Consider the following 24,581-nt stretch of genomic DNA (forward strand, 5'->3'; position numbering starts at 1 on the left):
AGCTTTTTTTATGTGACTGTTAATGCACAACAGTTTAAAGTCTTAAATGGAAAGGTCCAAAACGAAAACTCATCAGTCTCAGGAATTCATATTGTAAATACCTCTCGTGCAAATGCTGTAATTACAAACGCCGATGGGTATTTTGAAATCTCTGTTCAGGTAGGGGAAGTATTGAAGTTTTCTGGAGTTCAGTTTAAACAAAAAGAATTGTTTATTTCACAAGCTATTTTTGATTCAGAATTCATTACGGTTTACCTAGAGTCTTTTGTTAACGAGCTAGATGAAGTTGTTGTTAAATCACATAACTTGTCTGGAAACCTGAAAGCCGATATTGCAAACGTTCCGGAGTCAATTAATTTTGATGATGTTGGAATTCCTGGGTACAAAGGAATCAGAGAAGAAAGAATTCCTTCGATCAAAGAAATGGCAATTAAATTAGCTCTTGTACAGGTAGACGTAGAAGCTGTGTATAAATATATTTCAGGTTATTATAGAAAGCTCAAAATTCAAAGAAAACAAGATAAAGAGTTTCAAGTTATTCTTAAAATCATTCAGTTTTATGGGTTGTATTTTTTCTCTGAGAACTTCAATTTAGAACCTGATCAAGTTTATGACTTTGTAGTAGGATGTAACGAAAATACGAATATGATGACCTTTTTTAATCAAAACAGACATGAAGAGGTTGTGAATATTTTTGCTCAATATTTTCAAATATATAATCAAAACGATGTTACAGATTAATTTTTTTTTAACAGCTTTTTTAAATATCATACTTTTCATAAGTCCTGCCTTAAAACATGAGTATTATGTTTCAAGTACCGATGTAGTATATATTCAAGAAACGAGTCAAATTCAAATTACATCCAGACTTTTTATAGATGATGTTGAAGCTTTTTTTAATTCTAATTCTAGTAATAATATCCAGTTACAACCCGATATAGATATACTCAAAATTGATAGTTTGTCAAAGGCTTTTTTTAACACTAATTTTAAAATACAAGCAGATAATAATAATTTAAAAATCAGATATTTAGGTAGAAAATACGAAGAAGATCAGATTCATCTTTATGCAGAAGTATTTATAGATAACACCCCTAAAGTCTTTAAGATTAAAAACACTTTTTTGATCCCTTTTAGGGAAGGTCAAAAAAATATAATTCACTTTACATCGAATGGTTTTAAAAAAAGTCATTTGTTGGATGCCTCTAAGATAACTTTAACACTACTATTGAAACAATAATTTAAAAAAAAAGGCTAATTTTAAAATCTAATAATTTTCAAAATCAAACATGAAATATAAAGTATCATTTTTCGCTTTTCTTTTTATTTTTTCAGGAGCATTAATTGCCCAGGATAATGAAGAGTCTAAAACCCAAGCAGGTCACAAAAACACTAATAACTTTAAGCAACTCTATGAGGAGTTCGCTACACCCAATAGATTCAGAACTGCATCTGGAGCTCCAGGCGTTGATTACTATCAGCAACAGGTTGATTATGTAATGGATATTGAGTTAGATGATGCAAACAAAAAACTCTATGGTAAAGAAACCATTACCTACACAAATAATTCACCCGATGAATTACCTTATTTATGGGTTCAATTAGATCAAAACATTCGCGAGAAAGATGCTCCAGCATTGGAGAAAAATGGATCAGGAGTATCTCCCTTAACTCGAGTAGCAAGTTTTGCTACTAAAAACATGAAAGATCCTTTTGAGGGAGGGTTTAATATTGAATATGTTCGAGATTCGAATGGTAAATCTTTAAAAACAATTACGAATCAGACAATGATGCGAGTAGATCTACCAGCTCCATTAAAGAGTGGACAGAAATTTGTTTTTTCTATAAAATGGTGGTACAATATTAACGATCATGTTAATGATGGTGGTCGTTCGGGTTATGAGTACTTTGCAAAAGATGACAATCGCGCATATGTGATTGCTCAGTTTTTTCCAAGATTGGCTGTGTATAACGACGTCGAGGGATGGCAAAATTATCAGTTCTGGGGTAATGGTGAATTCGCATTAAACTTTGGAAATTACGAAGTAAATATAACTGTTCCTGAAGACCATATTATGGAGGCTACTGGGGAACTACAAAACCCTAAAGAAGTTCTATCTAGAAAAGAATATCAACGATATAAACAAGCACAAAATACATTTGACAAACCTGTTTTAATTGTAACTCAAGACGAAGTAATTGCAAAAGAAGCAACTAAAGCTACAAAAAAGAGTACATGGAAGTTTGTTGCAGAGAATGTAAGAGATTTCGGTTTTGCAACTTCGAGAAGGTTTATTTGGGATATGATGGCTGTTAAAGTTGGAGACAAGAACGTGATAGCAGCATCACTATACCCTAAAGAAGGAAATCCTTTGTGGGAAGAATATTCCACAGAAGTAGTGGCTCATACACTTGAGGTATATTCAAAATTTACTTTTGATTATCCTTATCCTAAGGCAGTATCTGTACATGCAAAAAATCAGGGGATGGAATATCCAATGATTTGCTGGAATTATGGAAGACCAAACGAGGACGGTACTTATTCTGATCGAGTAAAATATGGCATGATTAGCGTAATCATTCATGAGGTTGGTCACAACTATTTCCCAATGATTGTAAATTCTGATGAACGTCAATGGGGATGGATGGATGAAGGTTTAGATACCTTCATGCAGTATTTGACTGAACAAGAATTAGATCCTGAATATCCTTCCAGAAGAGGTGAGCCATCTAAAATTGTACGGTACATGTCTGGAGACCAAGATTTTATTAGTCCAATTATGTCCAATCCGGAAAATGTTTTTCAATTAGGGCCAAATGCCTATGGAAAACCAGCTACCGCATTAAATATTCTTAGAGAAACAATTATGGGTAAAGAGCTGTTTGATTATGCTTTTAAAACCTACGCTCAAAGATGGATGTTTAAACACCCTTCTCCTGAAGATTTCTTTAGAACAATGGAAGACGCTTCAGCAGTGGATTTAGATTGGTTTTGGAGAGGTTGGTTTTATTCCACAGATGTTGTTGATATAGGTTTAAAGTCAGTAAAGAGATATCATATTTCACCAAATGCAACAGAAGAGGTAAAAGAAATAGTTAAAAATTATGGAATGACAGTCGAAGATTTACCTCCGATGGTTTTTATGGTTTCTGAAGATTCCGAGGAGTTTAGTGAAGAACTCAAAAGTAATGTGATAAATTCTGAAGTTTTGAGAAATTACTTAGATGAAAATAGTGCTGATTTTGAAGGAAAAACTTTACCTAAATTTTTCTACGAAATTGAATTCGAAAAACCAGGAGGAATTGTAATGCCTATTATAGTTGAATACGAATATGCGGATGGATCAAAAGAACAGGTTACTTATCCAGTTCAAGTTTGGCGTAAAAATCCAGATTCTGTCAAAAAAGCTGTTACCTCAGACAAAGAAATTATAAGGATTACTATCGATCCAAATGCTGAAACAGCAGATGTAGATCTATCTAATAACGCTTGGCCGAAAGAAGAGGTTAAATCTGATTTTGATAAGTTCAAAGAAACAGTAAAAGGTTAATGAACTATAAAAAGCAGCTATTTTTTTAGCTGCTTTTTTTTTTGACTGTATATTTGTAAAAAATAATTGAGATGTTAACGTTCATAAGTGGTGCTGAAATAGTTTTTATATTTTTCATCATACTTTTAATTTTCGGGGCAGATAAAATTCCTACAATAGCAAGAAGCTTAGCTAAAGGGATGACTCAAGTGAGGAATGCTACTAATGAAATTAAGAACGAAATTCAAAAAACAGCTGATGTTGACCCGTCAAAATCCATAACTTCAGAATTCACAAAAGAAATCGACAAAGTAAAGGATGATTTTGATAAAATATCAGGTTCAATAAAAAGAAAACTCTAAATTACTCTACTAATTGTTAGACCATCTCTTAGGGGTAACAAAACACTTTCAACTCGCTTATCTGTTGCTAAAAGTTTGTTAAACTCCTGTAGTACTTGAGTGTCTTTATCTTTAACATCAGCTTCTTTAATTACTTTTCCACTCCATAATACATTATCAGATAATATTACACCACCTGAATTCATTTTTGGAATGATTAACTCAAAATAATTGATGTAATTTGTTTTATCAGCATCCAAAAAAACTAAATCATAATCCGAACTAAGTTTTGGTATTATATCAATGGCATTACCTAAATGTTGATTAATTTGATCACCATATCCAGAACGATTAAAATACTTTCTTTGAAAATCTAGGAGCTCTTCATTTTTATCTAAAGTATCTATTATTCCATTAGGAGCTAAACCTTCTGCAAGGCATAGGGTGGCATAACCGGTATAGGTGCCAATTTCCAGTATTTTTTTAGGACGGATTATTTTAGATAAAACACTTAAAAATCTACCCTGCAAAGGACCACTTAACATCCTTGGAAGGAGAACCTTTTGGTAAGTTTCTCTTGTTAAATCTTTTAATATTTGTGGTTCTTCATTAGAGTGTTTAGTTACATAATCTAATAAGCCTGAACTAATAAAATCCATTATTCATTTTTTACTTTAGGTCGTGCATAGGGGAACCTTTCCAAGAGTTTAGGAAGAGCATACCCTTCTAACCCATTTATAGAAACTACTCCACCTTTTTCTAGATCAATCCAGCCATCATTTTCTAGCATTTCATCTTTCATAAATATGTGTTCAATTTGACCTACAATCATAAGAGTGTCATTTTCTTTGATGTGATATTCATTAAGATAACTACAAGCAAGTTGTAAAGGAGAGTCTTTTACAAAAGGTATTGAAATTCCGTTTTTAAATTCTTCCTCTAAATTTGTTTCATCAAACTCAGACACCTCTTGAGGGTATTTTGCTGAGGTATGATGAGCATCTTCAATTTGCGTATGATGAATGTGGTTAACCGTAAAAACACCTGTTTCTTTTAAGTTTTGAAAAGTATGCCTTGGAACTGTCGTTGGTCTTAAGATGAACCCAATAATTGGGGGGTTACTTCCCAAATGAATAACTGAATTAAAAACAGCTAAATTGGTCAATCCTTTTTCAGACTTAGTAGCAATCAAATTTGCAGATTTATATCCCGTGCAACTATTGATCATTTTTAAACGGTATATTGAAGACATTTTATTGATGTCCTCCTTAGAGAAGTGTTTCATGATGCTGGTGCCAATTCTGAATTGGCTAATTAATTTATATTGTTTTTGTCATCTTCTTTAATGATTGCTCTGAGTAATATCAAAACTCCAAAAACTAAAACTCCGATATAAAGGAAATGTTTGTAAGTTTCAATTCCTTTAAACCATCCCGAAAGTATTACTTTATTAACAAAACTTATAAAAAGTAAAAGACTTAGTAAAATTAATATAATTCTGTACTTGTTAAGGAAAGCTTTCATAGATTTTTAAAAATAAACAATTTTGCAGGTTTAAAGAGATGATCTTATAAAACTAAAAATAATTAAATTAATGAATAGATCATTTTTTGAAAATAAAATCTACGACACAATTAAATATATTTAGTAAATAATTGTATTATTTTTACAGTATGCGACACTTAAGTAACTCTGTTTTAATTACTGTATTATCACTAACAATATTAGTTGTGGTAGGGTGTACAGCGCCTGTTTTTACTCCTTCAAATGTTGCAGCCACACCACCAGGTTGGGAAAATACGGGGAGTGTTAATGCTTCTTTTTTAACAACTGGACGTAATTTTGCTTCTTCAAGTAGCAGCAGTTCACCTGAATTTGTAGTTGGATATATTGCTACAGGTTCAAATTTAGATAGTTTATCTTGGACTTTTGCTGGAGGAACTCCTGCCTCATCTACTTTAATTCAACAGGAGGTTAGATATTCTGGTTTTGGATCATTTGATGTTGGTCTCAAGGTTTTTAATTTGGAAGATTCTGATACGCGATATTTTGAAGACTATGTTCGTTTGTTTTATATGGATGATTGGACTTTTTCTTCGGATAGTTGGACAGCTTCTCCAACTTCTTTAGCGTCAGCTTTTCAGCCAAAGACTGATTTAGATGGAAATACAATACCTTCTTGGATTATAATTCCAGAAACGGTTGTAAATGAAGTTAGCTGTTCAAAATCTTTTACTGATTTCCCTTCTAATCAACTCATTCTAGAATTTGATTATAAACTTGAAAAAATCCCTGTTTTGTATGCAGCTACAACCTATGCTGTAAGCAGTACAACTACATTAATTTCATCTGGAACTACTCAAACAAATACGTTTACAATTAATACTTTAAACACTCCTATAGAATATGTTGATCGAGATGTAGATCCCGCTCCTACAGAATTTGTTTCTCCAAGCACTTATCCTGGGAAAAGACGTTTAGTTCTAGAGTATAATGGATTTCCAATATGGGTAACTTCTTCAATGACCGATGGGGTTTTTAAAAGAATCAAACTTGCGTTACCCTCTTTGTCCGATTTTGAATTAAGTTTTATTAGAACTGAAAATCTATTGGATTCATCAGGGGTTATAGAATATCCGTATCAAGCTGAAATTAGAAACTTAACAATAAAACTCCAAGAAGAGGAATAAACTTAAAAGATTCTTCCAGGGTTAAGTATGTTAAGTGGATCAAAAGTTAATTTTAGGGTTTTCATCATATCAATTTCATCTTTGGAACGACTAGTAGCCAAATAAGCTTTTTTATGAATGCCTATTCCGTGTTCTGCAGAAACAGACCCGCCTACTTCTTTTAGAGGCCTGTAAATCACTTGATTAATCGCTTCAATTATCTTAGGGTTATTTTCTTTTTTACCTATAATAAAGTGAATGTTTCCATCGGCAACATGACCAAAAGTAAAAATTCGTTCAACAAAAGGTAATTTATTAAGCTCTTTTACTGCTTGGTCTACTAACTCTCCAATGAGAGGTATTGGAATACTGATGTCAAAATGTTGATCAAAATTAGCTTGCGCAGCTAGAATAGATACGTCTTCTCGAATTTGCCAAATAGAATTTAATTCTCTTTCAGATTGCATCATAACACCGTCTTGAATTAATTCCATTTCTAAAGAGTTACCTATAAGATTTTCAAGACGTTCATAATCTTGTTTTGGCTGACTTCCTAAGCTTTCTACAAATACATAGTAGTTGTATTCTGTGCTTATTGGAGCGGTTAAATGAGATTGGTCTCCAGTCATAGCCGCATATGTGTTTTTCCACATCAATTCAAAGCCACTTAAAGTACCCGCTAGATTTTTCTCAAGATATTTTAGTAAATCAATAACCTGCTCATATGAATCTATTCCTACAATAGCAGAAGACCGACTGGTTGGAGCCTCTGAGAGTCTCAAGATCACTTTTGTTACAATTCCTAATGTTCCTTCAGAACCGATAAAAAGTTGTTTTAAATCATAACCAGAGTTGTCTTTTATTATCTTTTTTAGTGAAGAAATAATGGTGCCATCTGGAAGAACAGCTTCTAATCCCAAAACCATCTGCCTTGTCATTCCATACCTAAAAACTCTTAATCCACCAGCATTAGTGGATACTACACCTCCTATGTGAGCAGAACCTTTAGCTCCAAAACTCATTGGTAGTAAAAGATTTTTTTCTTTGGCAGCATCAATCATGTTTTCTAAAATAGTCCCTGCTTGTGCTGTTATTGTTTTACTTTGAGGGTCTACCTCTTCGATCAAATTCATCTTGTCTAATGAAATAACAAGCTGATTAGATTCAGTTTCTGTTCCCCCAACTAGATTGGTTAGTCCTCCATGAACAATCACTTCTTGTTTTATACTGTAGCAATATTTCATTATTTCAGAAACTTCTTCAGTTGAAGAAGGAAAAATAACTGCTTTAGCTTCTAATGGAATGTCCGTCTTCCAAATGTGTGTAAATCGTTCTTTTTCTGCACCAGAATGAAGGATATTTGATTCTCCAACAATTCGAGTTAACGATTTAATAAAATTTTGATCCATTATATTTTTTTAAATAATCATTTCGTGAACATCATTCGCAATTGAAATTTTACCTTCAGTTCATCAATTACCTGTTCAATAGAAATACCTGGGGCTTCATCTCCTTTCCATGCTTTTACAAAACTAAAGCCTGCTTCAAATGCTTTTTTAAGAATATGTATTTTCTCATTAAAATCTCTTATTTCATTGTCCTTGGCTACTTCGGTTCCAAATCCTGCTGGTGTAAAAAATGCAGGAATTCCCGCTTGAGCTGCTCGAGCGCGTTCTGCTAATATTCCCTGAGGAATTAATTCGACTTCTAACTCTCCACCGAGCATTTGACTTTCAAATTCTGCATTTTTTCCTACGTAAGAAGCAATCATTTTTTTTATTTGTTTTTGTTGAAGTACTAAGCCAAGTCCAAAGTCATCAACTCCAGCATTATTTGATATGCAGGTTAGATTTTTTGTTTTTAATCTAACTAATTCTTCGATTGCCTTCTCAGGAATACCACATAATCCAAAACCGCCTAACAATAAAGTCATGTTATCCTGAACACCTTTTAGTGCTTTGATTGCATTATAAACTGTTTTGTTTATCATATTAATTTAGAATGGTTTCTAATTCTATGTAAGGTAAGTTAAATGTTGAGCTGATTGATTTATAAACAATTGAACCGTTAATTATATTCAGTCCTTTTGATAGGCCCTTATTTTGCTTACTTGCTTCTTTCCAACCTTTTAAAGCTATTAATTTTACGTAAGGTAATGTCACATTATTTAGTGCTTGTGTAGAGGTTTTTGGTACTGCTCCCGGAATGTTTGCCACACAATAATGAACGATATCATCTATAATAAAAGTAGGGTTTTTGTGTGTTGTCGGAACACAAGTTTCAAAACATCCACCTTGATCAACTGCAACATCGACAAGTACCGTTCCTTTAGTCATTTCTTTTAACATGTCTTTGGTAATCAATTTTGGAGCTTTGGCTCCAGGGACCAAAACTGCCCCAATGATTAAGTCTGTATTTTTAATAAGTCTTCTAATAGTGTCCTCAGAAGAGTATAAAGTAGTAACGTTTGGAGGAAGAATTTCAGATAAGTATCTAAGACGTTCCATGTTGATGTCTAAAATATATACTTCAGCACCTAATCCAGCAGCCATTTTAGCAGCCTCTGTACCAACAATTCCGCCGCCAAGAATTAAAACTTTTGCAGGAGGTACACCGGGCACGCCACCTAATAAAATTCCTTTCCCTAATTGTGGTTTTTCTAAATACTTAGCTCCTTGTTGAATGGACATTCGTCCGGCCACTTCTGACATTGGAATTAATAAAGGAAGTTTTTTAGAGTGGTTTTCTACTGTTTCATATGAAATACAAATGCAATTTTGCTGTAGCATCGCTAGTGTCAATTCTTTTGAAGATGCAAAATGAAAATAGGTGAATAAAATTTGATCCTCTTGAATTAAATTAAATTCCTCTGGTAGAGGTTCTTTTACTTTAACAATCATTTCACTTTTCTGATAAACTTCTTCTGCGCTATTTATAATTTTAGCACCAGATTTTATGTATTCTTCATTAGTGAATCCACTTCCAACTCCAGCATTTTTTTCAATAAATATGGTATTAGAACTTTTGAAAAGTTCAGCTACGCTAGCTGGGGTTAAACCTACTCTGAACTCATTGTTTTTAATTTCTTTTGGGACTCCAATTAACATGAGATTGGTTTTTAAATTTGATTAAATGTACTTATTTTTTTTAAATCGAAATCAATTAATAACGCCTTTAAGAATCTTTTGATTTCATGGATAAAAAACAAAATGATCATTTCTAATAAGTGTCTTTTACTTAAAAATTAGTTTTAAAAAAGTATCTTTGAATATGGCATTAACAAATAACGACATCTTTAAAAAACTCCGCGTAGCTCTTAAATTAAGAGACGATGACATAGTAGAAATTTGTAAACTAGTAGACTTTAAGGTTTCTAAATCTGAACTTGGTGCTTTTTTTAGAAAAGAAGACCATCCTAAATATATGGAATGTGGAGATCAGATCTTAAGGAATTTCTTAAACGGTTTGGTCATCCATTTACGAGGTCCTCAAAAATAATTTTAAAGAAGATTAATTTTATTTTAAAGGATTGATATACCTTTATTTGGGCAAAAAGGGAAAGGCCTAAATTCACATAAAGGTTAGAAGGATTATATTTTTTATATATTTAAACGTAAATTTTAATTAATTCAAAACTATATCTATGAAGTATCTATTTTCATTATTATTTCTTAGCTGTGCAATTCAGGTTGGAGCGCAACAATTTTCAACTAAATGGCTTAAAGAGGCTGCTCCACGAAATATTGGTCCAGGAGGGATGAGTGGAAGAATTACATCTATTGACGTGGTAAATTCTGATCCGGATATAATGTATGTTGGAACTGCTTCTGGTGGGTTGTGGAAATCTACTAGTGCTGGTATTTCCTGGGAACCTATTTTTAATGACCAGGTAACTGCATCTGTAGGAGCTGTTGCAATTCAGCAATCAAATCCAGATGTAATTTGGGTTGGTACCGGTGAAGGAAATCCAAGAAACAGCCTCAATGGAGGTTATGGAATATTCAAGTCATTAGATGGAGGGAAGTCTTGGTCCTCAATGGGATTAGAAAAAACAAGAAACATTCATCGTGTAATTATTGATCCTACAAACCCAAACATAGTTTATGCTGCTGCTATTGGTTCTCCGTGGGGGGAGCATCCCGAGCGAGGAATATATAAAACAACCAACGGAGGAAAAACGTGGAGACATGTATTAGCTGTTAATAATAAAACAGGTGCTGCAGACTTAGTAATGGACCCTAATAATCCTAACAAACTTATAGCTGCTATGTGGGAGCATAAGCGTGACCCATGGTTTTTTAATTCTGGTGGTTCTGGAAGTGGATTACATATAAGTTTTGATGGAGGTGAAACCTGGTCTAAAAAGACAGAAAAAGATGGTTTGCCAAAAGGAGATCTTGGGAGAATTGGATTAGCAATTGCTCCAAATAAAACAAATATTATTTACGCACTAATAGAGTCTAAAAAAAATGCGTTATACAAATCTGAAGATGGTGGGTTTAACTGGAAAAAAATAAACGATAAAAGTGATATAGGAAACAGACCTTTTTATTATTCTGATATCGCTGTTGATCCGCAAAATGAGAACAGAGTTTTTTCTGTTTTTACTTATGTTAATGTGTCTCAAGATGGAGGTAAAAATTTTAACCAATTAATGCCTGCTTATGGAGTTTCAAATGGAGTGCATCCAGATCATCACGCTTGGTGGATTCATCCTGAGGATGGTTCTTTTATGATCGACGGAAATGATGGAGGTTTAAATATTACCAGAGATGGTGGAAAAACATGGCGTTTTATTGGTAACATTCCAGTTGCGCAATTTTATCATATTAGCGTAGATAATGAATTTCCGTATAATGTTTACGGAGGGATGCAAGATAATGGATCTTGGAGAGGTCCATCTTATGTATGGAAAGTTCAAGGAATAAGAAATTCCTATTGGCAAGAAATTGCCTTCGGAGATGGTTTTGATGTAGTACCCGACTTAGACGACTCTCGTTATGGATATGCTATGAGTCAACAAGGTTATGTTTCACGATATGACTGGAAAACGGGTAATAATTATATAGTAAGACCCACACATCCTGATCCAGATATTAATTTGAGATTTAACTGGAACGCTGCAATTGGTCAAGATCCTTTTGATAATAGCACCGTTTATTTTGGAAGTCAATTTGTTCATAAAAGTGATGACAAAGGTCAAACTTGGACTGTAATATCTCCAGACTTAACAACCAATGATCCAGAGAAGCAAAAACAGAGTGAAAGCGGAGGATTAACCCTAGACGCAACTGGAGCAGAAAATCACTGTACCTTATTAGTAATAGAACCATCAAGTATTGAAAAAAATATGCTGTGGGCAGCTTCAGATGACGGGAGAGTTCATGTTACACAAGATGGAGGAACTACCTGGAATGACGTAAGTAAGAATCTTAAGGGTCTTCCTAAAGGAAGTTGGATTACTCAGATTAAAGCTTCAAATAAAAACAAAGGAGAAGCTTTGTTGGTTGCCAACGACTACAGAAGATTTAATTTCACTCCATATGCCTATAGAACTACAAACTACGGAAAAACATGGGAGCGTATCGTAGACGCATCAGATGCAGAGAGTTATGCTTTGAGTATAATTGAAGATCCTATAAATTCAAATTTAATGTTTTTAGGGACCGACGACGGACTTTATATTTCTTTGAATGCAGGTAAAAAATGGGAGAAATTTGATTCTAAAATTTTCCCTACAGTCTCTGTAAAAGATTTAGTAATTCAGCCTAGAGAACATGATTTAGTGATTGGAACTTTCGGGAGAGCCGCTTGGGTTTTAGATGATATTCGTCCTTTAAGAGCATTAGCTACAAATATAGATGCTTCAACTAATTCAACAATGCAGTTGTTCGAACCACCAACTGCTTATCTAGCATCATATCAACAACCAACGGGAAGTAGGTTTGGAGCGGATGCTATGTATCATGGTACAAATAGAAACTATGGCGCAATGATTTCTTATTTTGTAAATCCTCCTAAAAAAGAGGATAAACCAAAAAAAGAAAAGAAGAAATCTGAAGAAACTGAAACTAAAAAAGCTTCAAAAGATTCCATCCAACTTATGGTGTATGACGGTGATCGTTTGATTCGTACATTAAAAAGAAAAACTCCAAAAGAAATAGGAATTCATAGATGGTATTGGAACATGGATGAAAAAGGAGTTTCCAGACCTAGCAGAAGAATTTCTAAATCAACAAGAGAGCGTGGAGGGGTTCAAGTAAAGCCTGGAACTTATCGATTAGTAATGAGTTATGGTGATGAAAAATCAGAGCAAAATATTATTGTTGCAAGTGATCCAAGAATTGAGGTAAGTCAAGAAAATATTAATCAGGTTTACGAGGCGTCTAAAACTCTCGAAGGATATACTGCAGTAGCTGCATCTGCAGTTAAACAATTGGTAGAAAGTAAACAAACCCTCGCTGATTATCAAAAAGTTTTCAAGGCAAATAAGTCTGACGAAATGAAAGAGTTACTTAAAGAAATCAAAACTCAGACAAAAGCCATCGATTCTTTAATCACTCTTTATTTGGGTAAAGTAGACAAAAGACAAGGAATTGTTAGAAATCCTGAAAGTACTGTGATGACTCGTATAAGAAACGCATCAGGATACATTAGAAGTCGTCAGCAGGGGATAACCAATACTGAAACTAAATTACTTAAGCATGCAAAAGATGAATTGAATGCTGCATTGAATAAAACAAATAAATTCTTTGAGGAAGTTTGGCCAGAATTAAAATCTAAAGTTGAAGCAGAAAACGCATCAAGATTTAAAGAGGTTAAACAAATTAAGCTAGATTAATTTAAAGATATTCTTGAAGAACTTCCAAAGCAATCCCTCTTGATCCCTTGATTAAAATGGTTTTGTTTTGGAAGTTCTTTTTTTGTAAAAATGGAATTACATCTTTTGTTTCCTCAAACTTATGAAAATTAGAATTTGATGTTTTCGTTTTTTTGAATTCCTTTCCAACAAGAATTACAGTTTCTGGAGTTTTCTTATTTAATATTTCGATTATTTTTTGATGCTCATCAGCAGCATAATCTCCCAATTCTAACATATCTCCTAGGATCAGTATTTTATTTTTAGTATTAGAATTCAATAAGGATTCTAAAGCAACAGTCATACTGCTTGGGTTTGCATTGTAAGCGTCTAGAATAACCGTGTTTCTTTCTGTTTTCAACCATTGAGATCTGTTATTTTTGGGGATGTACCCTTCAATTCCTTTTTTAATTTTTTCTAAAGAGATATCAAAGATGAATCCAAAAGCTATAGCGGCCTTTATATTAGAATAATTATAAGTTCCCTTGAGTTTACTATTAATTATTGTTGATTGAAATGAAACACTTAGATAGTTATTGTCTTTTGTGGTATAATTATTACTTGTAATAACTATGTCAGCTTCTTTATTTCCAAACTGTTGTTTTGCTTGATTTTTTGTGAGTCTAACTTGAAGTTTATCTTCAGAATTAATAAGTGCTGTTCCTTTTGTATTCTCTAACGATTTATAAAGTTCAGATTTCCCTTGAATCACTCCTTCAATACTTCCAAATCCTTCCAAGTGTGCTTTACCAAAATTTGTTATATAACCATGTGTAGGCTTTGTTATATTGCATAGAAATTCTATTTCTTTCAGGTGGTTTGCACCCATTTCAATTAAGGCAATTTCTGTGTTTTTGTTAATTCTTAATAAAGTAAGGGGAACTCCTATGTGATTATTGAGATTGCCAAACGTTGCTGTGGTGTTGAATTGCTCCGATAATACACTATAAATCAGTTCTTTGGTAGTAGTCTTTCCGTTTGATCCGGTTAGGCCTATTACGGGAATATCAAATTGTAGTCTGTGGTATTTTGCCAATTCTTGCAAGCTTTTTAAGCAATCTTCCACCAAAATATATTGACTATTTTCTTTAAAATATTCTGAGTCATCTATGACTACAAAAGCTGCCCCTTTTTGAAGTGCTTCTTTTGCAAATTTATTTCCGTTGAAATTTTCTCCTCTCAGGCAAAAAAACAGGGCGTTTTTCTCAATTTTTCGAGTATCAGTAATAACGCTACTGGATTTTAGGAAGTAGGAATATAGTGTTTTTGCTTCCATAAAATAAAAAAAGGCATTTACAAAATGCCTTTAAAATTTCTAACCTTTTCGTTTGTGTCTCGCAGTTTTTTTAACTTTACTTTTTGAACCTAAACGTGTCATTGCACATCTGAAACCGATATAGTCAGTTGCAATATATTGTGGTAAATATCTTCTTTGAGCAGGATCTAACCAGTAGGCTCTATCTTTCCAGGATCCTCCTTTATATACTCTTACCTCATCTGTTATTAATGAAGTCCTAGTGGTAGACTTATCTTTTCTTCTTGTAATGTTTCCGTCTTCATCTTTAGAAGCGGTAGGGTGAAGAGGTGCGTTGTACATGCTTGATGATTCAGGTTTATTGTTTGACTGAGCATCACCTTCCTCACTTGCGAACCTATTAGCGTTTGCTTGAGATTCTATATCACCATCTCTAAAGTTTCTGTTGTCACTTTCTGTGAAATTTTGTCTAAGAAAAGTTTCTTCAGCTCCAATGCTTTCTTTTTTAAGTTGGCCAGGTAATCTTTTTAATAATACTTTTCCGTTTGGTAGTGTATCGTATACCAGTTGATCTGGAGAAATTATTTGTGCCTTACCATCTTCTCCAATAACATCTCTCAGGTAAACGTTACCTCGGTAGTAATTAAAGTCGTTTGCTTCATCATCTACGATTGGTCTATATACATCAGCAACCCATTCGGCTACATTTCCACCCATATCATATACTCCAAAGTCGTTTGGCGGGTAGGACTTAACTTGTATAGTAATGTCTGCGCCATCATCTGACCAACCAGCAATTCCACCATAATCTCCTTTACCGAGTTTGAAGTTTGCTAACTGATCCCCTTCGGATCTTCTTTCCTCAGATCTTGTATATTCTCCTGACCAAGGATATTTCTTTTTACCACGATAAACATTGTACTCTCTGTCTCCAACAAGAGCAAGTGCGGCATATTCCCATTCAGATTCTGTAGGTAATCTGTAAGACGGTAGCAATATTCCTCGATCAATACCAGCATAAACATTCACCTCTGTGGTATCTTTTTTCATTCGACCATTTTTTCCAGTCAAACTATCAATTTTCCCACCGTATGTTGTCGCAGGTCTTTTAAGGTATGCTCCTGTGCTAAAAGTGCTGTTTGCATCAACTTCTTCATAACGAACATCTTCTTTGATGAAAGCTTCTCTTTCGAGTATGTATTCATTTACTCGGTCCGTTCTCCACTCAGAGAATTGAACTGCTTGCAGCCAGTTTACTCCAACTACAGGATATTCTGCATAGGCAGGATGTCTTAAGTAGTTTGTTGTTAGTTCTTCAAAATATCCTAATTGATTTCTCCAAACTAAGGTGTCAGGTAATGCTCCTTGATATATTTGTTTATAATCCGGAGATTCTCTGAAAACTAAATTAATCCAGTCTAAATATTCTAAATACATTAAATTGGTAACTTCAGTTTCATCGATGTAAAAAGACATAACATGCTGTTTATTCGGCGAATTGTTCCAATCATGCATAACATCGTCTTGAACTTGACCTTTAGTAAAAGTTCCTCCTTCAATAAAAACTAAACCTGGACCTGTTTCTTGATCTTCAAACTCTAGGTTGTATTGGAAACCACCTTTCTTAGAGTTGATTCCCCATCCAGTAGCTCTTGACTGATTTCTACCTTTTCCGCATGATAAAAAAACAAGAGCGGTAAAGGTCAGTAATATTAAGTTTTTAAATAATAAATTAAATTTCATAAATATTATATAAAGTAGTCGTTTTTGTTTATTAGGTGCAATATACAAAATCTACAGTTCAACTTAGTTCATAAACTAAATTTAGCTAAAGATTCTTAAATTAAAACGAATAAATTTATACATTATTATCTCAAATCCAATTCTTTCTCAAAAAATCAATCTGTTAGTGACATAAGATTTTAAAATAAATTACGTTATGAAAACATGAGTAAAGGTTTTGTGCTATTCAGGTGTTGTTTTTTATTGTTTTTAGGGGTTTTTATTTTTCATTCTAAAACTCATGCCCAAGAGCGGGTTATATCAACCGGTGTCCCATTCTTACTAATTACTCCAGATGCTCGTGCTGCGGGAATGGGAGAGCAAGGAGTTGCAACTTCAGTAGATGCTTTTTCTCAGCAATGGAATCCTGCTAAATATGTTTTTTCAGAACAAAATTCTGCATTTGCGATTAGTTATACTCCATATCTTAGTAAGTTAGTCAGTGACATATTTCTAGCTAATATAACCTACTACAACAAAAATTCTGAGAGAAGTGCCTGGGCAACTAGTTTGAAATATTTTAGTCTTGGTGAAATTGTATTGAATGATTTAGTCGCAGGGAGTATAATTCAGCAGGGTGTTGAACGACCGAATGAACTCACTTTAGATTTCTCGTATTCCTTACTTTTAAATTCAAAATATTCAATGGCTGTTGCCGCTCGTTTTATTCGATCTGATTTAAAATTATCTTCCGATGCTGACGCTTCTTCTGCCAACACCTTGGGTGTTGATATTGCTGGGTTTTACAGGAGTGATCTTTTTGATTTTAGAGAGAACAAAGCCCGATTAAGAGCAGGGTTTAATATATCTAATATTGGACCCAGACTAAAATACGATGAGGGAGGTCAAAAGAACTTTATTCCAACAAACCTAAAGCTCGGGACAGGACTTAACGTTCATTTAGATGCAAACAATAAAATTTCATTTAATGTAGAATTTAACAAGCTTCTGGTTCCAACTCCTGTTGCTTTTTTAGACGAAGGTACGGGAGAAGTTTTATCCTATCAGCAACCAGACATTAGTTTCTTATCTGGAATATTTGAATCTTTTAGTGATGCGCCTGACGGGTTCTCAGAGGAGTTAAAAGAAATTACTTGGGGCGTAGGTTCAGAATACAATTTTCAGGATTCATTTGCATTGAGAGGAGGATATTTTAATGAAAGCTTAGAAAAAGGATCTCGAAGATATTTTACTTTGGGAGCCGGATTTTCTTTAGATTTTGCTGAAATTGATATCTCTTATTTGTTTTCAACATCTAAAGTTAGAAACCCTCTTGAAAACACCCTTAGGTTTTCTATAATTTTTAATTTGGGCAATCCTCAAGTTGAACAATTGGAAGATTAGAAAAATATCTTAAAATCTATTATTTTCATGGATAATGACGTTTAATTGATTTTTTCGTAAATATTTCTACCAATAAGAAGTTTTTTAACATTTATAAAATGAATTAAATATTGTATTTTTGCAATCAAATAAATATTTTTTCAAACAACATTATTAATGAAGAAAATAACAAAACAGACTTATGTCGATTGGTATTCAAATATGCTTTTCTGGAGGAAATTTGAAGATAAATTAGCTGCAGTTTACATTCAGCAAAAAGTAAGAGGATTTCTTCATCTTTATAACGGTCAAGAAGCTATATTGGCAGGTTCTTTACATGCGATGGAATTAGGGAAAGATCGAATGATTACTGCCTACAGAAATCACGTTCAGCCCATTGGAATGGGTGTAGATCCTAAGAGAGTTATGGCTGAATTGTATGGTAAAGCTACTGGGACCTCGAATGGACTAGGAGGATCAATGCATATTTTCTCAAAAGAATTTAAATTTCATGGAGGTCATGGTATTGTAGGAGGACAAATTCCTCTAGGTGCAGGAATGGCTTTCGGTGATAAGTATAACAATACGGGTGGGGTAACCATTTGTTGTATGGGAGATGGAGCTGTTAGACAAGGTTCGCTTCATGAAACATTAAACTTGGCAACCCTGTGGAAACTTCCGGTTGTTTTTGTTGTTGAAAATAATGGTTATGCAATGGGAACTTCTGTTGCAAGGACTGCAAGTCACGAGGAAATATGGAAACTAGGTTTAGGTTATGAAATGCCTTGTGGGCCCGTAGACGGAATGGATCCTGTTGCAGTTGCAGAAGCAATGGATAAAGCAATCAAGCATGCCCGAAAAGGTAATGGTCCTACTTTTCTAGAAATGAAAACCTACCGTTACCGTGGTCATTCAATGTCTGATGCACAACACTACAGAACGAAACAAGAAGTAGAAGAATACAAGAAAATAGATCCAATAACTCAGGTTAAGGATATAATTCTTGACAAAAAATATGCAACTCAATCTGACTTAGACGCTATTGAATTAGATGTTAAGGCAAGAGTTGCAGAGTGTGAAAAGTTTGCTGAAGAATCTCCTTACCCAGAAAAAGAAGTAATGTATGATGCAGTATATGAGCAAACAGATTACCCATTTATTAAACATAAATTAAGTTAATATGGCTGAAATAATAAACATGCCTCGTTTAAGCGATACTATGGAAGAAGGTACTGTCGCAACTTGGTTTAAAAAAGTAGGAGATACAATTAACGAAGGTGATATTTTAGCTGAAATTGAAACCGATAAAGCTACTATGGAATTCGAAGCCTTCTATGCAGGTGAATTATTGCATATTGGAATTCAAGAGGGTGGAACAGCTCCAGTTGATACTTTGTTAGCTATTATTGGTGAAAAGGGTGAAGATATTTCGGCACACTTAAATGGCGGAGCTGCTTCTGAAGAAAAAGAAGTTGCTGCTGCTAAAAAAGTAGAAGAAGTATCAAATGAAAAAGTAGCTCTTCCAGATAATGTAGAAATTATTACCATGCCTCGTCTTAGTGACACAATGGAGGAAGGGACTGTTGCTTCTTGGCTTAAAAAAGTTGGAGATGAAGTTGCAGAAGGAGATATTCTTGCAGAAATTGAAACTGATAAGGCAACTATGGAGTTCGAGTCTTTCTATAACGGAACTCTGCTGCATGTTGGAATTCAAGAAGGTGAATCTGCGCCTGTTGACAGTGTTTTAGCAATTATTGGAGCTAAAGATGCCGATGTTAAAGCTGCAATAGCTTCTTTGGAATCAGCTCCTGCTCCTGTTACAGAAGCTCCTAAAGAAACTACATCTGTTGCTCCGCCAAAAACAGAAACTCCAAAACCAGTTGCATCAACACCAGTTGCTGCCCCTGCTGTAGTTAATACTAACGGAAGAGTTATTGCTTCTCCATTAGCAAAAAAATTAGCTGAAGAAAAAGGGATAAACTTATCATCTGTTGCAGGTACTGGTGACGGTGGAAGAATAATTAAAAGAGATATTGAAAACTATCAACCATCGGTTGGAGGAGGGGTACGACCTTTTGTTCCATCTGGAGTTGAGTCTGTTGAGGAAGTCGCCAATAGTCAAATGCGTAAAACAATCGCAAAACGTTTAGCAGGGTCTAAATTTACAGCACCTCATTATTATCTTGGGGTTGAGTTTGATATGGATAATGCCATTGCTTTTAGAGCGCAATTCAATTCAATACCAGACACTAAAATATCATTTAACGATATCGTTGTTAAAGCAACTGCCTTGGCATTAAAAAAACACCCACAAGTTAATTCAAGATGGCATGATGATAAAATAGTGAAGCACAATCATGTTCATATGGGAGTTGCAGTAGCTGTTGAAGACGGTTTGGTTGTTCCTGTCGTTAAGTTTGCTGACGAACAGTCTTTACCTCAAATTGGAACTCAAGTTAGAGATTATGCAGGAAGAGCTAGAGATAAAAAATTAACTCCAGCTGAAATGGACGGAAGTACATTTACTATTTCTAATCTTGGAATGTTTGGAATTCAAGAATTTACATCGATAATTAATCAACCAAATTCAGCAATTCTATCTGTTGGTGCAATTGTTCAAAAGCCAGTTGTTAAAAATGGACAAATTGTTGTTGGAAATATGATGAAATTAACCTTAGCTTGTGACCATAGATCGGTTGACGGCGCAACGGGATCTCAGTTTTTACAAACTTTACAGCAATATATTGAAAATCCATTAACGATGTTATTATAACAGATTAATTACATTTTTATAAACCCGCTTTCAGCGGGTTTTTTTATATTTATATTAAACTAGATTATTAAACTTGAAAAAGAAAATTATTATTACAGGAGCTGGAAGAGGAATCGGTAAAGCTACAGCCATATTAGCTGCATCTCAGGGGCATGAAGTTCTTGCTATTTCTAGGAATATTGAAAGTTTGATAGGTATAAAAAATATTCAGGCTTATTCAGTTGATCTTTCTAATCAAAATTCAATAGCTTCTTTTTTTAATGAAGTAAAAATTACAGGAGTAGATGCGCTCATAAATAATGCAGGAAAATTAGAAAACATTCCATTCACCGACACCTCATTTGATGTTTTTGAGTCTGTGTTTAAAGTTAATGTTTTTGGTTTAGCGGAATTTACTCGTCAACTTTTGCCTCATATCAAAACCAGTGGTCACGTAGTGAATATAAGTAGTATGGGTGGGGTGCAAGGAAGCTCAAAGTTTCCTGGTTTGGCTGCATACAGTAGTAGTAAAGGAGCTGTTATAACACTCACTGAACTTCTTGCAGAAGAATACAAAGAAACAGGTCCTTCTTTTAATGCACTTGCTTTTGGGGCGGTTCAAACTGAAATGCTTGAAGAGGCTTTTCCAGGATATAAAGCGCCATTAACCGCAGAGCAAATGGGATCCTATCTTCTTAATTTTGCTCTGACTGGACATGAGGTGTATAATGGTAAAACGCTTCCTGTTTCGTCAGGTACACCATAAGTATGCTTTTATGAATGATTTGTATTCATCCATTCCTGATAAATCCATAAGCCAAGTAAAGCATTATCTTTCAGAGTGGAATGTTCAGGTAAAAATCGTTTCGAAGAGAATAACAAAACACGGTGATTATCGTAAGACATCATCTGGAAAACATCAGATTACAATAAATAAAACATCCAACCCCTACCGTTTCTTAATTACTCTAATCCATGAAATAGCTCATCATGTAGCTTTTAAAGAATATGGGTATCGAATTAAACCTCACGGGAAAGAGTGGAAGTATATCTTTCAAAAATTAATGTTACCGTTAATTAACCCTCAGGTTTTTCCTGATCAATTATTAAGCGTGGTAGCTAGGCATTTTAAAAGCCCTAAAGCGAGTAGTGATACAGATTTTAATCTAGTAATGGCGCTATCAAGTTTTGACCCGGTACAGGATAAAACATATGTTTTTGAACTTGAAGAAGGTTCTAACTTTTCAATCCCAGATGGGAGGGAATTTGTTTTAGGAAAAAAAAGAGTAAAACGCTATGAATGTGAAGAAATTTCCACTCGAAAAAAATATATTTTTAGCCCACATGCAGAGGTTTATTTAGTGGAAAAATAGAGCTAGTTTTACAAGTTGTAATTAAATCGATTCGTCGATGTAAATTTTTCTTATTTTTTTGAACATCTCTGACGAGTATACAAATTTAGTTACGGATTCATTGTCAGTTTTAAAGATTTCCTGATTTGTACCTTCCCATTCTTTAAATCCATTTTCAAGGAACACGATCTTTTCTCCGATTTCCATGACCGAATTCATGTCATGGGTATTGATTACCGTTGTAATTTCATATTCTCTTGTAATTTCTTGAATCAAGTTATCAATAAGAATAGCAGTTCTAGGGTCTAATCCTGAGTTTGGTTCGTCACAAAATAAATACTTAGGATTCATTATAATAGCTCTTGCAATTGCAACCCTTTTTTTCATACCACCAGAAATTTCAGAGGGTAGTTTTAAGTTAGCATTTACTAAGTTTACTCTATTGATTACAGTGTTTGCACGTTCTCTAATTTCCTCTTCAGAAGCAGTTGTAAACATCCGCATTGGAAACATAATATTCTCCTCTACATTCATGGAATCGAAAAGTGCACTTCCTTGAAATACCATACCTATTTCTTGTCGCAGGAGAGCTCTTTCTTTTAAATCCATACTTTTTAGCGAAGTGTTTCCAAAAATAATTTCACCACTATCAGCTTCAAATAGCCCAAGGATGCTTTTTAGAAACACGGTTTTACCAGAACCACTTTGTCCAATGATAAGGTTCGTTTTTCCTTTTTCAAAAGTGGTGCTAATCCCTTTTAAAACTTGAGTTTCATCAAATGATTTCACTAAATTTTTTATTTCAATCATCTAGGTTAGTAAAAGGTTAGTCACAATTGAATTCGTTATTATTATTGCTACACTTGTCCATACGAAGGAAGTAGTGCTGGCTTTTCCAACATCTAAAGCCCCACCTTTCATAAAATAACCATGATAAGAAGGTATAGTTGCCAATAACATTGCAAATAAGAAAGTTTTAATAAAAGCATATACAATATGAAATGATCTAAAGTCTAACTGAAGTCCATCTACGAAATCTGCATGTGAAGAAAAACCACCACTAACACAAGCAAGATAACCCCCTAAAATACCTAAAGCCATTGAAAAACTGATTAAAAAGGGGTAAAGTGTTAAAGCAATTATTTTAGGGAAAATTAAGTAATTATAGGTGTTAATTCCCATTACTTCAAGAGCATCTATTTGCTCAGTAACTCGCATAGTTCCTAAGCTTGAAGTAATGAAAGAACCAACTTTACCAGCCATTATAATAGAAATAAAAGTAGGTGCAAATTCTAATATAATTGATTGTCGAGTTGCAAATCCTACTAAATAACCAGGGAGCAAAGGATTGTCTGTATTGATTGCTGTTTGGATTGCAACTACACCCCCTACAAAAAAGGATATGAAAGCAACAATACCCAGAGAACCAATGATTAAATCATCAATTTCTCTAACAATTAAATTTTTTAGGACACCCCATTTGGTGAATTTTCCAAAAGTCTTTTGGATCATCAAGAGGTATCGGCCTATATGAGTTAGGAATTTCATTCCTCTAAAATACGCAAAACTTAAAAATTAAAACACTAAAAAGCTGTTCGTGTTTTATAAATTTATTACATCTTATACCTGATAAGTAATTGCATTGATGTTCATTCCAGCTCCTACACTTGCAAATAAAACAACATCACCTTTTGAAAGTTTATGTCCCTCTTTTTGTCCATTAAGGACTTGATCGTATAGTGTTGGTATTGTAGCCACCGAGCTGTTTCCGTGCTCTTCAATATTCATTGGCATTATTCCTTCTGGAACTTTCTCTTTATAAAGACGATAAAAACGTTTTACAATTGCCTCGTCCATTTTTTCGTTTGCTTGGTGAATAAATATTTTTTTCAAATCTTTAATTTCAAATCCAGATTGATCAAAACATTCTTTCATGGCGACTGGAACAGAAGATAGAGCAAATTCATACACCTTTCTTCCTTGCATTTTAATGAACTGATCTGTATTGTCTTTTTCATATGACGCACCAAAAAATAACATATCAATTTCATTGTTGTCCGTATAAGTTACAGACTCATTGGAAAGAATTCCTCCTTTATCATTTTGTTTTTCAATTATAGTAGCTCCAGCACCATCAGCAAATATCATTGAATCACGATCGCTTTTATCTATGACCCTAGAAAGTGTTTCAGTTCCAATCACTAAGCATTTTGATGCCATTCCTGCTTTCATAAATGCACTTGCTTGGATTACTCCTTCAACCCAACCCGGACATCCAAAAAGTATATCGTATGCAACACATTTAGGATTTTTAATACCAAGAATAGTCTTGACTTTAGAAGCTACGCTGGGTAGTGAATTGGATTGCTTAGATCCAAAATCGGTATCACCAAAATTATGAGCGACTATAATATAATCAAGAGTTTCAGGATCAATATTTGAATTTTCAATCGCTTTTAAAGCAGCTTTTGCTGCTAAGTCAGAAGAGTTTTCTTCATTGGTAGCATATCTTCTTTCTTTAATCCCAGTGATCGAACTAAATTTTTGAATAATTTCAGAATTATCAACTTCAAAAGGTACTCCCTCATTATTAGTAAAGATATGATTCATAAAATCAGTATTTTTTATAACAACGCTGGGAATGCAACTTCCTGTACCAGTGATTTTTATATTCATAATAATGCTATAATAACAAATTTAACAAAGTGTTGTACAGCT

At 33.9% G+C, this 24,581-nt stretch carries 23 protein-coding genes; 12 read left to right on the forward strand and 11 right to left on the reverse strand.

The window, feature by feature from the left end:
- The first annotated feature begins 12 nt into the window (after positions 1-12).
- The 4 genes from NG655_RS02865 to NG655_RS02880 all read left to right on the forward strand — a co-directional run bounded on the left by NG655_RS02865 (position 13) and on the right by NG655_RS02880 (position 3,892).
- Complete coding sequence (locus NG655_RS02865; protein ID WP_252157841.1) at positions 13-741, forward strand: carboxypeptidase-like regulatory domain-containing protein; 729 nt, start codon at positions 13-15, stop codon at positions 739-741.
- The gene (locus NG655_RS02870) at positions 728-1,240 is read left to right on the forward strand and encodes a DUF6702 family protein (RefSeq protein ID WP_252157842.1); all 513 of its coding nucleotides are present in this window, start codon (positions 728-730) and stop codon (positions 1,238-1,240) included. The genes NG655_RS02865 and NG655_RS02870 overlap by 14 nt, the downstream gene beginning before the upstream one ends.
- Before the next feature lie 49 nt (positions 1,241-1,289).
- Complete coding sequence (locus NG655_RS02875; protein WP_252157843.1) at positions 1,290-3,551, forward strand: M1 family metallopeptidase; 2,262 nt, start codon at positions 1,290-1,292, stop codon at positions 3,549-3,551.
- A gap of 71 nt (positions 3,552-3,622) precedes the next feature.
- Positions 3,623-3,892 (forward strand): twin-arginine translocase TatA/TatE family subunit, encoded by a 270-nt coding sequence (locus NG655_RS02880; protein WP_252157844.1) that lies wholly within the window; start codon positions 3,623-3,625, stop codon positions 3,890-3,892.
- Here NG655_RS02880 and NG655_RS02885 read toward each other — a convergent pair.
- The 3 genes from NG655_RS02885 to NG655_RS02895 are packed head-to-tail and all read right to left on the reverse strand — an operon-like array spanning position 3,889 to position 5,395.
- Positions 3,889-4,530, reverse strand: a complete 642-nt coding sequence (locus NG655_RS02885) for an O-methyltransferase (protein ID WP_252157845.1) — start codon at positions 4,528-4,530, stop codon at positions 3,889-3,891. The two genes, NG655_RS02880 and NG655_RS02885, sit on opposite strands and share 4 nt — an antisense overlap.
- Positions 4,530-5,156: a flavin reductase family protein gene (locus tag NG655_RS02890; protein ID WP_252157846.1), complete on the reverse strand. Its 627-nt coding sequence runs from the start codon at positions 5,154-5,156 to the stop codon at positions 4,530-4,532. The genes NG655_RS02885 and NG655_RS02890 overlap by 1 nt, the downstream gene beginning before the upstream one ends.
- Positions 5,157-5,185: 29 nt before the next feature.
- Positions 5,186-5,395 (reverse strand): hypothetical protein, encoded by a 210-nt coding sequence (locus tag NG655_RS02895; protein ID WP_252157847.1) that lies wholly within the window; start codon positions 5,393-5,395, stop codon positions 5,186-5,188.
- Positions 5,396-5,544: 149 nt separating this feature from the next.
- Between NG655_RS02895 and NG655_RS02900 the strand changes: the two genes are divergently transcribed.
- Positions 5,545-6,561, forward strand: a complete 1,017-nt coding sequence (locus NG655_RS02900) for a hypothetical protein (RefSeq protein ID WP_252157848.1) — start codon at positions 5,545-5,547, stop codon at positions 6,559-6,561.
- A gap of 2 nt (positions 6,562-6,563) precedes the next feature.
- On the opposite strand, the gene NG655_RS02905 is transcribed toward NG655_RS02900, so the two are convergent.
- The 3 genes from NG655_RS02905 to ald are packed head-to-tail and all read right to left on the reverse strand — an operon-like array spanning position 6,564 to position 9,647.
- The gene (locus NG655_RS02905; protein WP_252157849.1) at positions 6,564-7,949 is read right to left on the reverse strand and encodes an FAD-binding oxidoreductase; all 1,386 of its coding nucleotides are present in this window, start codon (positions 7,947-7,949) and stop codon (positions 6,564-6,566) included.
- 17 nt (positions 7,950-7,966) lie between these two features.
- On the reverse strand, positions 7,967-8,530 hold the full coding sequence (locus NG655_RS02910; RefSeq protein WP_272876335.1) for a CoA transferase subunit A: 564 nt from the start codon (positions 8,528-8,530) through the stop codon (positions 7,967-7,969).
- A gap of 1 nt (position 8,531) precedes the next feature.
- Positions 8,532-9,647, reverse strand: coding sequence for an alanine dehydrogenase (ald, locus tag NG655_RS02915; protein WP_252157850.1), 1,116 nt, complete (start codon positions 9,645-9,647; stop codon positions 8,532-8,534).
- Between the two features lie 163 nt (positions 9,648-9,810).
- Between ald and NG655_RS02920 the strand changes: the two genes are divergently transcribed.
- Positions 9,811-10,038, forward strand: coding sequence for a DUF1456 family protein (locus NG655_RS02920; protein ID WP_252157851.1), 228 nt, complete (start codon positions 9,811-9,813; stop codon positions 10,036-10,038).
- 145 nt (positions 10,039-10,183) lie between these two features.
- Positions 10,184-13,381, forward strand: a complete 3,198-nt coding sequence (locus NG655_RS02925; RefSeq protein WP_252157852.1) for a WD40/YVTN/BNR-like repeat-containing protein — start codon at positions 10,184-10,186, stop codon at positions 13,379-13,381.
- A 1-nt stretch (position 13,382) separates the two neighbouring features.
- Here NG655_RS02925 and NG655_RS02930 read toward each other — a convergent pair whose 3' ends face one another.
- Together NG655_RS02930 and gldJ are read right to left on the reverse strand one after the other, a co-directional pair.
- Positions 13,383-14,675 (reverse strand): UDP-N-acetylmuramoyl-tripeptide--D-alanyl-D-alanine ligase, encoded by a 1,293-nt coding sequence (locus NG655_RS02930; RefSeq protein WP_252157853.1) that lies wholly within the window; start codon positions 14,673-14,675, stop codon positions 13,383-13,385.
- A gap of 39 nt (positions 14,676-14,714) precedes the next feature.
- Positions 14,715-16,397 (reverse strand): gliding motility lipoprotein GldJ, encoded by a 1,683-nt coding sequence (gene gldJ / locus NG655_RS02935; RefSeq protein ID WP_252157854.1) that lies wholly within the window; start codon positions 16,395-16,397, stop codon positions 14,715-14,717.
- A gap of 204 nt (positions 16,398-16,601) precedes the next feature.
- Between gldJ and porV the strand changes: the two genes are divergently transcribed.
- The 5 genes from porV (at position 16,602) to NG655_RS02960 (ending at position 21,884) form a co-directional block, all read left to right on the forward strand.
- Positions 16,602-17,780, forward strand: coding sequence for a type IX secretion system outer membrane channel protein PorV (porV, locus tag NG655_RS02940; RefSeq protein WP_252157855.1), 1,179 nt, complete (start codon positions 16,602-16,604; stop codon positions 17,778-17,780).
- A 156-nt stretch (positions 17,781-17,936) separates the two neighbouring features.
- Complete coding sequence (pdhA, locus tag NG655_RS02945) at positions 17,937-18,938, forward strand: pyruvate dehydrogenase (acetyl-transferring) E1 component subunit alpha (protein ID WP_252157856.1); 1,002 nt, start codon at positions 17,937-17,939, stop codon at positions 18,936-18,938.
- A gap of 1 nt (position 18,939) precedes the next feature.
- On the forward strand, positions 18,940-20,532 hold the full coding sequence (locus tag NG655_RS02950; RefSeq protein ID WP_252157857.1) for a pyruvate dehydrogenase complex dihydrolipoamide acetyltransferase: 1,593 nt from the start codon (positions 18,940-18,942) through the stop codon (positions 20,530-20,532).
- 73 nt (positions 20,533-20,605) lie between these two features.
- Positions 20,606-21,277 carry an SDR family NAD(P)-dependent oxidoreductase gene (locus tag NG655_RS02955; protein ID WP_252157858.1) on the forward strand — a complete coding sequence of 224 codons (672 nt, stop codon included), beginning with the start codon at positions 20,606-20,608 and terminating at the stop codon, positions 21,275-21,277.
- A gap of 10 nt (positions 21,278-21,287) precedes the next feature.
- Positions 21,288-21,884 carry a SprT-like domain-containing protein gene (locus NG655_RS02960; RefSeq protein ID WP_252157859.1) on the forward strand — a complete coding sequence of 199 codons (597 nt, stop codon included), beginning with the start codon at positions 21,288-21,290 and terminating at the stop codon, positions 21,882-21,884.
- Positions 21,885-21,905: 21 nt separating this feature from the next.
- Here the strand turns inward: NG655_RS02960 and NG655_RS02965 are convergent, their stop codons facing one another.
- The 3 genes from NG655_RS02965 to NG655_RS02975 all read right to left on the reverse strand — a co-directional run bounded on the left by NG655_RS02965 (position 21,906) and on the right by NG655_RS02975 (position 24,539).
- Complete coding sequence (locus NG655_RS02965) at positions 21,906-22,673, reverse strand: ABC transporter ATP-binding protein (protein WP_252157860.1); 768 nt, start codon at positions 22,671-22,673, stop codon at positions 21,906-21,908.
- A complete protein-coding gene (locus tag NG655_RS02970; protein ID WP_252157861.1) occupies positions 22,674-23,411 on the reverse strand; it encodes an MlaE family ABC transporter permease in 738 nt (245 codons plus the stop codon).
- A gap of 72 nt (positions 23,412-23,483) precedes the next feature.
- Positions 23,484-24,539, reverse strand: coding sequence for a 3-oxoacyl-ACP synthase III family protein (locus tag NG655_RS02975; RefSeq protein WP_252157862.1), 1,056 nt, complete (start codon positions 24,537-24,539; stop codon positions 23,484-23,486).
- Positions 24,540-24,581 lie beyond the last annotated feature (42 nt).

This window comes from Candidatus Arcticimaribacter forsetii (genome assembly GCF_910589745.1).
Classification (GTDB): Bacteria; Bacteroidota; Bacteroidia; order Flavobacteriales; family Flavobacteriaceae; genus Arcticimaribacter; species Arcticimaribacter forsetii.